General features: G+C 64.4%; 14 protein-coding genes and 1 pseudogene. 6 read left to right on the top strand and 9 right to left on the bottom strand.

The genetic code is table 11. The features are described 5' to 3' along the window. The 5 genes from GJ630_RS17975 to GJ630_RS17995 all read right to left on the bottom strand — a co-directional run. Positions 1–572: DUF1611 domain-containing protein (locus GJ630_RS17975; protein ID WP_191450605.1), on the bottom strand; the 572-nt coding region annotated here is incomplete at its 3' end. A 75-nt stretch (positions 573–647) separates the two neighbouring features. Continuing rightward, on the bottom strand, positions 648–1541 hold the full coding sequence (locus GJ630_RS17980) for a Vms1/Ankzf1 family peptidyl-tRNA hydrolase (protein ID WP_191450606.1): 894 nt from the start codon (positions 1539–1541) through the stop codon (positions 648–650). 71 nt (positions 1542–1612) lie between these two features. Then, on the bottom strand, positions 1613–2278 hold the full coding sequence (locus GJ630_RS17985; RefSeq protein ID WP_008310652.1) for a helix-turn-helix domain-containing protein: 666 nt from the start codon (positions 2276–2278) through the stop codon (positions 1613–1615). Positions 2279–2481: 203 nt separating this feature from the next. Further along, positions 2482–2619, bottom strand: coding sequence for a hypothetical protein (locus tag GJ630_RS17990; RefSeq protein ID WP_191450608.1), 138 nt, complete (start codon positions 2617–2619; stop codon positions 2482–2484). A 139-nt stretch (positions 2620–2758) separates the two neighbouring features. After that, positions 2759–3124, bottom strand: a complete 366-nt coding sequence (locus GJ630_RS17995; RefSeq protein WP_151102947.1) for a DUF5802 family protein — start codon at positions 3122–3124, stop codon at positions 2759–2761. A gap of 149 nt (positions 3125–3273) precedes the next feature. Between GJ630_RS17995 and GJ630_RS18000 the strand changes: the two genes are divergently transcribed. The 3 genes from GJ630_RS18000 (at position 3274) to GJ630_RS18010 (ending at position 6060) form a co-directional block, all read left to right on the top strand. Further along, positions 3274–3918 carry a DUF1405 domain-containing protein gene (locus tag GJ630_RS18000; RefSeq protein WP_151102946.1) on the top strand — a complete coding sequence of 215 codons (645 nt, stop codon included), beginning with the start codon at positions 3274–3276 and terminating at the stop codon, positions 3916–3918. A gap of 96 nt (positions 3919–4014) precedes the next feature. Further along, complete coding sequence (locus GJ630_RS18005) at positions 4015–5343, top strand: hypothetical protein (RefSeq protein WP_191450610.1); 1329 nt, start codon at positions 4015–4017, stop codon at positions 5341–5343. 69 nt (positions 5344–5412) lie between these two features. Further along, entirely contained in the window at positions 5413–6060 is a 648-nt protein-coding gene (locus GJ630_RS18010; protein ID WP_014039629.1) for a metalloregulator ArsR/SmtB family transcription factor, read from the top strand. A gap of 38 nt (positions 6061–6098) precedes the next feature. Here the strand turns inward: GJ630_RS18010 and GJ630_RS18015 are convergent, their stop codons facing one another. Beyond that, complete coding sequence (locus GJ630_RS18015; RefSeq protein WP_064288260.1) at positions 6099–6611, bottom strand: hypothetical protein; 513 nt, start codon at positions 6609–6611, stop codon at positions 6099–6101. A 73-nt stretch (positions 6612–6684) separates the two neighbouring features. Further along, the gene (locus GJ630_RS18020) at positions 6685–7284 is read right to left on the bottom strand and encodes a hypothetical protein (protein WP_050037601.1); all 600 of its coding nucleotides are present in this window, start codon (positions 7282–7284) and stop codon (positions 6685–6687) included. A 195-nt stretch (positions 7285–7479) separates the two neighbouring features. On the opposite strand from GJ630_RS18020, the pseudogene gatD reads away from it, so the two are divergent. The 3 genes and pseudogenes from gatD (at position 7480) to GJ630_RS18035 (ending at position 11420) form a co-directional block, all read left to right on the top strand. After that, positions 7480–8726: pseudogene (gene gatD, locus GJ630_RS18025) on the top strand (Glu-tRNA(Gln) amidotransferase subunit GatD). 96 nt (positions 8727–8822) lie between these two features. After that, positions 8823–9713, top strand: coding sequence for a GNAT family N-acetyltransferase (locus GJ630_RS18030; protein WP_014039624.1), 891 nt, complete (start codon positions 8823–8825; stop codon positions 9711–9713). 51 nt (positions 9714–9764) lie between these two features. After that, positions 9765–11420 carry a histidine kinase N-terminal 7TM domain-containing protein gene (locus GJ630_RS18035; RefSeq protein WP_080510077.1) on the top strand — a complete coding sequence of 552 codons (1656 nt, stop codon included), beginning with the start codon at positions 9765–9767 and terminating at the stop codon, positions 11418–11420. A gap of 101 nt (positions 11421–11521) precedes the next feature. Here GJ630_RS18035 and GJ630_RS18040 read toward each other — a convergent pair whose 3' ends face one another. Further along, entirely contained in the window at positions 11522–11800 is a 279-nt protein-coding gene (locus GJ630_RS18040; RefSeq protein WP_014039622.1) for a ubiquitin-like small modifier protein 1, read from the bottom strand. Between the two features lie 121 nt (positions 11801–11921). After that, on the bottom strand, positions 11922–13018 hold a 1097-nt coding region (locus GJ630_RS19710; protein ID WP_371727887.1), incomplete at its 5' end, for a TrkA C-terminal domain-containing protein.

Below are 13018 nucleotides of genomic sequence, written 5' to 3' on the forward strand. Positions count from 1 at the left end.
CCCCGGCCGGAGATGGCGATGCCGGTCTGACCGGTCGGGACGACGGCGGCGTCGAGGCCGCGCTCCCGTGCCGCGTCGCGAATCTCGAACGAGGCAGTCATCTTCCCCGTCGAGCAGTCGGTGCCGACGGTCGTCACGACCGTCGCGTCCACGTCGCCGGCGGTCCCCGCCGCCACAGTCAGGTCCTCAGGTGGCTTTCGGAGGTCGTGCAGTTCGGCGTCGTGTTCCGCGGCGAGGCGGGCGAACTCCTCGTCGTCGGCCAGGAAGTAGTGCAGTCCCGAGTACACGTCACAGCCGCGTTCGAGCGCCGTTCGCACGTCAGCGCGCCAGGACTCGTCGAACTCGCCGCCGATGGGCGAGATGCCGATGACGAGCGCGTCGACGTCGGGTGCGTCGGCCATCGACGCGACGATTGGGGCGTCCTGTACGTCCGGCAGCGAGTCGTGGACGCGCTGGCCGGCCCGCTCGCGGTCGACGAGTGCTCGTACTTCCCGGTCACCGTACCGCAACAGCCCGACGGCCGTTTTGGCTCGGTCGGGGAAGGCGTCGTGTGTTAAGATGGCTACGGCCATGGCCGGACAGAATCACCGCCCCGCGAAAAAGCTACGGAACCGGCACCGAGGGTGCCGGAATGAACAGGGCCCAAACTACGGCACGCGCAACCGAACGGTCCACAGTGACCGGACGGCATCGTCAAGTGCTGTGTCGGGCTCCCCAGTCGCGTCGACCGGTTTCATCGCCGTCGAAAGGTCCTCGAACTCGTGGATAACCGACCCCTCGCCGACGACGTACAGCCGGTCGGGGGACACCTCCTCGATAGCGGCCCGGCAGCGGTTAAGATGGGAGTCGATCTGCTGGTCCCGGAGCCGCTCGAACCGGCTCTGTGAGAAGCCGCCCTTGGAGTGCTGGCTCTTTAGCTCCGAGTCGAACCCGTGGAACGCAGTTTGCTCCCGGCCGTCGTACTCGCCCATGGCGAACAGGTCCGAGCGAACCAGCGCGACGACGTGCTCGCCGGTCGGTTCGAACCACGACCGCTCCAGCTGGACCGTGTCGGCCCACCCGGTGAACGGCGACGGCGGCGCGGGGACGGACAGACACGCCGACAGGAGGCCGGCGTCGTCGGTGACTGCGAGACACGGTGCGGCGCTGGCGACCAGCGACGCGCGGTCACCGAAGGCGTCCCGGACTGGACCCGGCAGGGAGCGCTCCGCATCAACGTAGGCGGTAAAGACCCCCTCTGGTTCTGTCTCGACGGATTCCAGCCGGTCGAGGACCTCACTCAGTCGCGCCCGACTGAGCGTTTCCTCGGCTCGGAACGTCGATTCTCCCTCCTCGTCTTGCAGGCGTTCGACTCGGTCCTGAAGTTCGGCGACGCGGTCCTCCAGCCGATTGACCTCGGCCTCGGCCCGCTGGCGCTCGGTCGCTGCGTCGGCGCGGCGCTCCTTCTCGGCGTCGAGCTGTCGTTCGAGGTGATGGTTCTCCTCTTCGAGTTCGGCCACCCGCTCTTTCAGCGACGCTCTGCCCAGCAACCGGTCAAGCATCGACTGGATGGCGGACGGGGACGGGCTTAAAAGTGACTTCCCGGACCGCCACTGCACCGAGGAGCCGTCAGTCAATCTGGCGTTTCGCTGTCATCACGCAGTGACGATATGATGAGTCGCTTGATGCCGCGTCGGAGGAGCCCACTGGCAGCCGGCTGAGAGATATCGAGATCCGCGGCGACATCGCTGAGGGTCGCGTTCCGCGGTTCTTCGAAATACCCTGTTTCGAATGCGACGAGGAGCGCCTCTCGCTGGCTATCGGTCAACCCGGCGTCGGTGTTCCCTAAACTGGCGTATTCGTTCACGCGCAGTAAATCGATATCAATCCCGTTCTGTTGTGCGTAGTCCCAGAGGTGAACTAGATCCGTTCGGTCGGGCATCCACACTGTGAGAATCCAGGCACTCCCGTCGTTCTCCATGTCGAGTATGACACCGTTCGCGGAGGAAATTACAGGTGAGAGGATTTTCGCTTCGTCCGTGTACTCGAAGCTGTAGATGGCCTCGTCGTCTCGGGTTTCGATGACTCGCTCGAATTCGCCGATGGTACTGTCGTTCCGTAATCCGTCTTCGAACTGCTGGAAATCGGACGATTCGATGTGATAGAAGAATTTCCCCGAGGTCGGGTCTGTTCCCGCCTCTGACACCGACCTGACTTTCGAACTGCGGTCGTGAGTAACGGTCTCCGTGAGCACGATGTCCGGGTGCTCGGCTCGGACGACCGCCGTGATATCGGTCATTGTTCTGTATCGTGGTTTGGTGCGCTAACGCGGACAAGTAGGCGTTATAACGGTAGCCGTGCGGTAGCTTAACTGGGTCGGCTGGTCGTGGTTTCTGCGCACGGGACTGCGGTCAGGGTTTGCACGTCGATACGAGCCGGTCAGCCTGGGAGACCCGATCAGAAATCACCCCACTGTTCAGCACAGTCCCGCACATCGATGGTTCAGACGCGATGATTGAACAGCACGGCCCAGAGACGCTCGAACCAGCCGGCTTCGGACGACGGGGTGGTCCCTGCGGGGAGGTAGAATTTGGATTCCGTAGCTCTGTCCTGATCGTCTGCAAGGTTCCGCTGTGGCATCAGGTGAATAGTAGTCCCCTGACTGCATTGCTCTGTAGCTTAAGCGTATAACCTACTTATACCGGCCCGCGAGAAGTCGCTCGCTTTCTGCCCGCTCAGTGAAAACGGAGACTGTCATCAGAGCGGGGGTTCGACGACCTCAGACCGCGGTATCGGGCAGTGTCGGCGTCCCCTCGGAGATAGAGAGCAGTTGTGCGGCGTGGTCCGCTTTCGCCAGGAACACTTCTTCGAGGCTGGGCGGGTTCCGGACGTTGGCGTTTTCAAGCATCGATTCGGGCACGACGAGTGTGTCTGCCGGGACCTGTTCGTCCCCGTGGACGGCGAAGTGCTGGGAACCGAGCTTCATTACAAGCGGATAGTCTGTGCGTTCGACCCCCTCGCCGGAGGCGTACAACTGTTCGTTCACTCGTTCGTGCTGCTCGCGACACATCGCGGCCGCCGCGTCGTCTCTCGGTTCGACGTAGAGGCGGCCGAGGTAGTATCCGCGCGAAAACTGTTCGAACATCGGTGCATCTGGATGTGTGTCATTGACATACATAAGTGTTCGCCGGCAGCCTTTTGCCGTCGTGCAAACAGCGCGGACTCAGTGGGTGGACGACGCGGTGTCGGCTCCCGTCCGACAGGGCTATGCCGCGAGCGGCCCCGGTTCGACCCATGAGCGAGCAGCGGGGGCCGTTGCCACGTCGGTACGCGCGGTACTACCTGGAACAGACACCGAGCCTCGTGTGGCTGCTGGTCGTCAACGCCGTCGCGATGCTCGTCGGCGTCCGGTACTACGTCGAAACGATGCCCGACGTGTCGACGTTTCTCTGGCCACTTTATGCTGATTCGCCGGCTGCACTATTCCTGATGACACTGTCGGTGGCTACCCTCCTGCCGTTCCTCGGCAAGTCGCTCGACGAGGTGCCGCTGACGGTGCCGCTGGCGTACCTCCATACCATCGCGCTTGTCTGGCTAGTCAAGATGGGTCTGTGGACCGTCGTGGCGTTAAACATCGGCTTCGACGCCTATTTCCCGGCTCCGTGGGCGTACTTCGGCATCATCGTCACCCACCTCGGGTTCGTTGCCGAGGGGCTGTTAGTCCCTCACTACGCCCGGACGACGAAGGGTGCGCTCGTGACTGCGCTGGTTTTGGCGCTCGGCAACGACGTGCTCGACTACGGCTTCGGCTATCATCCGCCACTCCGGTACAACCCAGGTCTCGTGTTACCGCTCGCCACCGTCGCGCTCTCGGTGCTGTCGGTAGTGATCGCCTGGCAGCTGCTGCCGATGGAAAGGCCGATGCAAAAGGCAGCTTAAACACTCTTGGACTATCTGCGATTGTTTCAGTCGTCTGTGAACGACACGAACGAAGGCGTTTCTTTTTGATGTGGGAGGGTAGAGGTATGGATAGGAATGAGTCCACGTCAGGCCACGCTCCTCACAGTGCTGGTAATCGTCGGGACTGTCGCTGTCGGCCTCCCGGCCGTGACAGCGCAGGAGACCGCGACGGAGACAGTGGCCACGCAGAACGACTCTACTAGCGGGATGGGGACGCAACTCACGGCGTTCCTCCAGTCGAACTCTGCCGCCGCGAACGACACGGTCGAGAACGGGATGTGGCGGTCGGCGTACAACCAATCGAACGGAACTGAACGAGCCGAACTGGTCACGGAGCGAGCTGGCTCGCTCGAACGCCGGCTCGAACGGCTTCAGGAGCGCAACGCCACGCTTGAACAGCGATACGAGAACGGAAACATCAGTGAGCAGGCGTACATAGCTCAGCAGAGCCGCCTCACGGCGGAGATCGCGGGCCTACAGACCGCGATTAACGACACCGACACGGCCGCCGAACAGACCGGTGTGAACGACACCGCACTGGAGCGACTGAAACAGAACGCAAGCAAGCTCTCCGGCCAGCAGGTCTCGTCGATTGCTCGCGGCATCGCCGGACCACCAGAGACCGCCGGCCCAGGTGAGCAGGGACCACCGGACGACGCCGGAGTCAATCGAAGTGAGCAGGGACCGCCGGACGGCGCCGGAGTCAATCGAAGTGAGCAGGGACCGCCGGACGATGTTGGGACCAACCAGAGCGAACAGGGACCACCAGCCAACACGTCCGAACGGGGTGCAAACCAGAGTGAACAGGGACCGCCTGCTGACGCCCCCGGACAACAACGAAACGAGAGCGACCAGGGGCCACCGGACGACGGGCCTGACGACAGCGGAAACGAAACCGGGGAGTCCACACAGGGAAACGGGGCTGAACAGGGCAACGACAGAGGCAACGGGAATGGGGACGGCAATGACAGCGGCGACAATACCGCAGGAGACGACAGCGGTTCAGATGAAGCCGACAGTGGTGGGGAGGATGATTCAGCCGGTACATCGGACTCGGACGACAGTGCTGACGACAGTTCCGATGGCTCTGACGGAAGTTCTGGCAGTGACGGTGCTGACGACAGTTCCGATGACTCTGACGGGAGTTCTGGCAGTGACGGTGCTGACGACAGTTCCGATGACTCTGACGGGAGTTCTGGCAGTGACGGTGCTGAGGACACCTCTGATAGTAACGGTGCTGATGATTCTGGCGGCGCGTCCGGCGGTAACAACGGCGACGCGAATAACGGCGGAAACGATAACGGGCAAGGGAACAGTGGCGGACAGGGCGGTAATGGCGGAAGCGGCCAGGGGAACGGGAACAGCGGCTCACAGAGCATGTCGTGGATTGACCTGCTAACGTAGCCGGGAGACACCAGTAAACCGCCCGACGAGAGTCATGCTTTTGAACCGTGACCCGCTACCTACGTATCGATGGACTCCGCCGAGTTACTCAATCTCCTTGGAAACGCCAACCGCCGGCGGATTCTCAAACTCCTCGCACACAAGCCCTGCTACGTCACCGAAATCAGCGAATACATCGGCGTCAGCCCGAAAGCGGTCATCGACCACCTCCAGAAGCTCGAAGACGCCGGGCTCGTCGATTCCCGGACGGACGACCAGCGCCGGAAGTACTTCTCTATCGCCCGGAATCTCCGCCTGGAAGTCCGAGTCTCTCCCTACGAGTTCGGTACCAAGAGCGCCTACCCGGCAAACCCCGAGTTCGAGATGCCCTCCTGTCGCCATCTCTCGATAGACGTGGGGTCCACGTCCGACGGGGATTTTCACGACTTGGCGCGGGAACTGGAGCATCTCCAGCAGCTAGAGAACGAACTGTCGCTGGCCCAGCGATGGGTGCAGGCCCGCATGACCGACGTACGGGACCGCATCGACTCCGGCTTCGCGAACGGCGACGGACGACTGTACGCAGAACTGGTCAGCGGGCTCGCAAACGGTATCGATACCGTTCCGGCGCTGGCCCGAGAGATCGAGGCCCCGCCGGAAATCGTCGAGGAAGCGCTCACTCGGCTTGCAGAGGACGACGTGGTCGAACGGACCGACGACGGCTGGGAAATCGTCTAACACGACAAGTGACTGCTGTTGGAGCGGTGGCAGCTAGCTCACTCTATGTCTTTCGTCAGCCCGCTCCGCAGGTCGCGGCCGAAGTAGTGCCCGACAAGCGCGAGCACGAGGCCGACCCCGCCAGCGATAGCGAACAGTCTGGTGCCGTTCAGTCCCGCGGCGAGCTGTGGGAGGAGGGACAGAACAGCCGTTGCGCCGCCGCTGACAGCGCCCGCCAGACCCAGTTCGGCGTATCGGCGCTCGCTGGCGAGCAGTCCGTAGACGAATCCGCCAAGCAGGATGCCGACCAGTTCGGTGAACGGGACGAGCGGTATCAGCCCGCCGAGCACCATCCCACCGCCGACCGCACCGAAGGCGAACAACAGCGCTCGGAGCGAAAAGTAGCTCCCACTGTCTTTGGTGGTGGAGTCGCTGACAGAAGACTCCGCATCGCGCGATTCCCCGACAGCGACGTCCGTCTCCGCTGACTCCGTCACGCCGACATCGACGCCGAGGTCACTGCCCGATTTTGCGTCCGCGTCGCGGGTCCGCTCCTCGGTTCGTTCGGCCATATAGAGTGTGTGACCGCGAGCAGTATGGTCCTTGTGGGGGCCGCCGGCAGTCAGGGATACGGTGGTGTGTCGCTCAGATACCGAGCCACTCGTCGTTGCGAACCGAGTAGCCGTTCGACCGGCAGAACTTCGCCGCCTGTCGGCGGACGTCGCGGGACCCGGGAAGCGTCTCTTTCTCGTGGATGCGCTCGATAATCCAGTCGGCGATGGCCCGGATACCCTCGTCGTCGTCATCCGCGTCGATAGCCCGCAGCTCCCGGAACGTCCGCTCGTAGCCGTCGCGCTGTGAGGCGCCAAAGGACGCGCTCTGGTGTTCGTCGGCGGCCTCGACGACGCGTTTCATCGCCCCGGCTACCGTCGGCCGCTGGACCCGCGTCCGGACCTCGGCCGGCGATTCGAAGGACTCGACCTCCGCATCGGGCAAGAGGTCCGCGACAGTGTACGTCCCGTCGGCCGACTCGATTTCGTGATCGCCGACCGTAGCGACCACGTCAGCCGCTGTCGCCGGGAATTCGAGCGATTCGAGTTCTGTCTCGAAGTACGCGAGTTCCGTCGGATCGACCGGCGGCTCGGGTTCGTCCGCCCGCTCAAGTTCCTCAGTGATAGCGCGCTCCCGCTGGCGGCGCTCCTCGTTTTGGGCCTGGGCTTCACGGCCGTTCTTGTTGTCTGCCATACTTGTTAGGAGAATGTCTAGTGGGATAACATTGTGGTCTGATAGCGTTTGTAACTCGCAGTAACGGACGTAGATATCCCGGACCAGAGCCGCGGCGAGCGCCCCAACCGCCGGCCGGTCGCCAGGTCCGGCGCGTGGCCGAGAGCGCTCGCCGAAACGAGTGGGTTCAAGTCCCACCGGCGGAAAGTGCCGCGCATGAACGCAGGCGACCGGGTCCGCGTCGAGCGCGCGGCCCAGACCTACGAGGGCGTGGTGCTCCCGTCGAGTACGCCCGACCACCTCGTCGTCAAACTCGACGGCGGGTACAACGTCGGCATCGACCGCGAGGACGCGTCCGTCGACGTGCTGGAATCGGACGTGTACGACGTCGAAAGCGCACAGGACGAACAGAGCCAGTCGGCAATCGAGTTCGACGACGATCTCCCGACGGTCTCGCTGATTTCCACCGGCGGCACGATTGCCTCGACGGTCGACTACCGCACCGGCGCGGTGACGGCCCAGTTCGACGCCGAGGACGTGCTGCGGGCGGTCCCGGACCTGGCAGGGATGGCGAACTATCGCGGCCGCGTCGTCGCCAACATCCTCTCGGAGAACATGACCCCGGCGGTCTGGCAGGACCTCGCGCAGGCGGTCCACGAGGAGATCGAGGCCGGCGCGGACGGTATCGTCGTCATGCACGGCACCGACACGATGCAGTACTCCGCGTCGCGCTGTCGTTCATGCTCGACACGCCGGTCCCGATAGTCTTTACGGGCAGCCAGCGCTCGGCGGACCGACCGTCCTCGGACAACGTGATGAACGCCGTCTCCGCCGTCGAGGCCGCCACGAGCGACTGCGCAGAAGTGCTGGTCTGCATGCACGCCGACGAGTCCGACGACCGCTGTGCGCTCCATCGCGGCACTCGCGTCCGGAAGAACCACACCTCGCGCCGGGACGCCTTCGAGACGGTCGGCGCGAAGCCGCTCGGCGAGGTCGATTACGACATCGACGGTGAGAGCACAGTTACGTTCCACCGCGAATACGCCGAACGGGACGCCGTCGACCTGGCGCTGCACGACGACATCGAGACAGACGTGGAACTCCTGAAGTTCTCCCCCGGAATGGACCCGTCGCTGCTAGAAGCCGCCGCCGAGGACAGCGAGGGCGTCGTCATCGAGGGAACCGGGCTCGGCCACGTCAACACCGACTGGATCGGGACCATCGAGGAGCTCGACATCCCGCTTGTCATGACCAGCCAGTGCCTCGAAGGGCGGGTCTGTGACCGCGTCTACGACACCGGCCGGGACTTGCTCGACGCCGGCGTCATCGAGGGCGAGGACATGCTCCCCGGCACAGCGAAGGTCAAGCTCATGTGGGCGCTGGCAAACAGCGACGACGTTGCCGACGCCATGCAGGAACCCCTTGCCGGCGAGATTCAGCAGCGCTCGACGCCGTGGCTGTAGCACCGAACACGGTGTGGTAGCCTCGGCGGGACGGGCCGTTCCCGGCTGGCGAATCGACGCGACCCTTTTTTCACCGTCGCGGGAGAGTCTGCCCGTATGTCGCCGACTGTTCGGACGGCTCGTCACGACGACTACGACGATATTGTCGAACTGACAAGCGATGTCTGGGCCGACCGCGCGATGGCCGATTACATCCCCGACGTGTTCCGCGACTGGGTCGACGACGACGGCGCGGACCGGAAAACCCTCGTCGTCGATGTTGACGGTCACGCCGTCGGCCTCGCGCAGGCCGTCATGCTCACTGAGACCGAGGCGTGGTTTCAGGGCATGCGTATAGACTCGGACTACAGAGGGCAGGGATTGGGGTCGCTGCTGACCGACCACCTCATAGAATGGGCGGCCGATGCCGGCGCGTCAGTCGGCCGAAGCATGGTGTTTTCCTGGAACGAGGCCGGACTCGGGCAGTCGCTGGCTGCTGGCTTCGAGGCGGTCACGTCGTTCCGCTGGGTACACCCCGAGCCACGGGACGAGACGCCCGGGATGACTGTCGGAAACGACCCCGCGACAGCGTGGCGCTACTGGCAGGAGAGCGACGGACGAGACGTCCTGTCCGGGCTCGCGCTCGACAGCGGGGAGAGCTGGGCGCTCTCGACGCTGACGCGGGACACGCTCGACCGGCTGGCGACTGACCAGGCGGTCCTGACCGTCGGGGATAAGCCACGAGGCCTGGCGTGTCGCGTCCGGACGACCGAAGCTGACGGCGAACGGCTCGCGGAGTACGCTGTCGGGGTGTGGAGCGACGTCGACGCTGCGCGGGCGTTGTTCACTGCGATAGCCGCCGACGCAGCTACGCTCGGCGTTGACGGGACGCGGGTCCTCATCCCCGAGACACCGCGCCATGTGGCCCAGGCCGCGTACGCCAGCGGGAACATCGACGGCCGCCCGGACTTCGTGTTCGAGATAGACGGCCTCGGAGAGTTATCATAACCGATAACGCGGACGCAACACTCATTCAGATACACGCCCAGTCACCGATAGATGGATCTTGTTGGGAGTTCGCCGGCATTTCTCGTATACGTCGCGGCGTACGGCCTCGCGGCGGTCGGCTGCGGCGTCGGGCTCTACAGAGCGACTCGCATGGAAGATCCCGATACCCGCCGCGGGATGGTCGGACTCCTTCTCTGTAGCGGCGGCTGGGCGGCGCTGCAACTCGGGTTCCTGATCACGCCCGGGACGCTTGGATACGCGTTCTACCTCGGCAGCCTCATCGTCGGTCTCGCGACGGTCGGTGCGTGGCTGTACTTCTGTTCGGCGTACACCGGGCGGGCGTTCCACCGGAACCGACTATACCGTGTGGTCGCCGTGAGCGTGTACCTCGGTATCGTCACGGTGAAGCTGACCAATCCGCTTCACGGGCTCTATTTCGCCACGCAGTTCGTCTCTGAGCCGTTCCCGCATCTGGCAATCACACACGGCGTGTTTCACTGGGTGGTGACGGGACTCTCCTACGCGCTCGTCACCGTCGGCTTCTTCATGCTGTTCGAACTGTTCCTCGAAGCGGACTACGACACCCGTCCGCTGGGCGTTCTCGTCGGTGTCACGGCGATTCCGGTAGTGTTCGACATCGTCGGGTTCGTCACCGACATCCTGCTCGACATCAATCACGAGCCGCTCGGCGTCGCACTGTTCGCGTTCGGTGTCCTCTACGTGTACGACGAGGCGTTTCTCGCCGTGCAACTGACCGATGGCGTCGACGATGCTGTCGTATATCTCGACGATGACCGCTACATCAAGGAGTCTAACGGCGAGGCACAGCGGCTCTTCCCGGCGCTGGCCGGGAGCCGCGGGCAGCAGCTCGACACAGTGTTGCCGGCCGTCACTGAGATACTGCAAACGGACGAGCAGATTCTCGAACGGAACCGGAACGGCGGGACGGAGTACTACCTCGTCAGCGACACCTCGTTTTCGCTGGGGCAGGTCGACATCGGTCGGATGCTCGTGTTCACCGACGTGACCGAAAGCGAGCGACGTCGCCGCGAACTCGACCGACAGAACGAGCAGTTGGAGGGGTTCGCAACCGCGATCAGACACGAGCTTCTGAACACGCTCCAGATAATCACCGGCCGCGTCTCCGTCGCCGGAGACGCTCTAGACCGCGGCAAGGTCGGTCTGGCGAAAGAATCCCTCCAGTCGACGTCCGAGACAGCCGAGCGGATGTCCGAAATCGTGGACGGACTCGCGACGCTGGCCCGACACGGGCAGACAATCGACGAAACGACAGCTGTCGACCTCCAGCCGGTCATCGACGGAGCCTGGGACCGTGCCGACACGAACGGCCTCATGATGGCGGCCGACGTGGAGGGACAGATAATCGCCGACCCGACTCGATTGCGGGACCTCTTCGAGAGTGGGTTCACGTTCGCGGCCCACAACGACGCGTCGACGGTCACCGTCGAGCGAGAGGCCGACGAGATCGTCATCACCGACGACGGAACCCCGGCGGGCGAAACAGCGGCGGAGGCCTTTTTCGAGTACGGCGGTGCGATGCCGGACGCCGAAGCCGGGATGACGCTCCCGAACCTGCGGATGCTCGCCCGGACCCACGGCTGGGACGTGACGCTCGATACTGAGTATCAGGACGGCGTGCGAATCGTCATCGCGAACGTGACGGTGGCGGGCGCGCTGGAAAGCTGACACAGACGACAGGTCGTGCTATACGGATTGTCGAAGATTGTTTCGGGAGAGTGCCGGCTCCAAAGTCGACACATACCCGAAAACCGCTCCGACGAGCCGTATCAACCGCCGCTGACCGGCGGGAACAACGCCAGTTCCGTCTCCTCGTCGACTGCCGTCGCCAGCCCCTCACCGGCGGCGAACGGGTCCTCGCCGTCGACGAGCACCCGGACGTGGTCGGCCAACTCCTCGTTCTCGTCGAGCACCTCCTCGGCGAGCGCCGGTCGCGACGCGAGCAGCGCATCGAGCGCCGTCTCGACCGTGGCCTCGCCCTCGATATCGACGCTGACCGACTGGCCGTCGGCCGCGTCCCGGAGGTGTGCGAACAGTTTCCACTCCATAGCCGTACTCCGGGCGTCCGGCAAAAGAGGGTTCCGGACCGAGGTGTGTCCGGCCCGTTCAGGTGGACCGGGGAAGGGCAGCCGGCGACGGCGTGCATCCAGCAATAGGGAGGCCCGCCTCTCAGTTTGACTTCTCCGAGTCGTCACCAGCGCCCGATTCGTCGTCGACGCCGTCTCCGTCCTCGGCGGGCGCTTCGGAGTCCGCCGAGTCGCTGTCGTCGACCTCGTCCGCAGTCAGCTCGTCGTCCGCCCCGTCGATTCGCTCTTCCGGGTCCCACACTTCGACGGTATCGTCGCCGTCGTCTGCCGGCAAGTCCTCGAACGCCTCGTCCGCAGTCAGCTCGTCGTCTGCGTCCTCCACATCGGCGTTCCGAAGCGCCGCCAGCGGGTCGTCGTCCGTGGGTTCGTCTCCGGTCTCGGTTGTCCCGTCGTCAGCGCCGATATCAGCCAGGCCAGCGTCAGCAGCAGTATCAGCCGCCCCATCCTCAGCGGCGGTGTCAGCCGGTTCACCGGCAGTGTCGGTGTCAGCTCTGTTTATCTCAGCGTCGGTGTCGGTCGTATCCTCGGCATCGGTCTCGGCCGCGTCGACATCCCCCGCGCTGTCGTGGGCATCGGCATCAGTCGTGTCGGCCGCTGGTTCAGCCGCCCCGTCAGTCTGCTCAGTTCCAGCAGCCGGGTCAGACGCGCCTGACTGGCCGTCCTCGTCAGCAGTATCGTCTTCCGACTCGTCCGTCACAGTCGCTGTCGTGGTCCCTTCCGTGGCTTGCTCCAGCCGCCGCAACGCGTCCGGCGTGGCGATTGCGTAGATAGTGTCGCCGGCCGCCAGCACACGCCCGCGAGACGGAATCGTCTCCGGTTGCTGGTCGTCTCGGGTAATCGCGACCACAGTGACTGCCAGACTGCCGACCGCCGCACCGTCGAGCGTGCTCCCCGGTTCAACAGTGGCGGTTCCCATCGTCTCGTCGGCCGCACGAAGCAGCGAGGCGAACTCCCGGTCGGAGCGGTCCTGCACCGGGAGCGTGACGAGCTTGTACTGCGTTTGCGGGTCGAGTTTCGGCGTGTCGGCGGCGTCGATAGCGACTGTCACCACGTCGTCAGCGACGCCCCGGAGTTCGCCGGTGAGCACGCGCTTCGCCGGCGCTTGCTCCCAGACCTGAACCAGATCGCCGGCGCTCGCGGCGTGGGCCGGATCGGCCTGGATGGCGACGGCGTTCGTCG

It is taken from the genome of Haloarcula sp. CBA1122 (genome assembly GCF_009741785.1).
In the GTDB taxonomy this organism is placed as follows: Archaea; Halobacteriota; Halobacteria; order Halobacteriales; family Haloarculaceae; genus Haloarcula; species Haloarcula hispanica.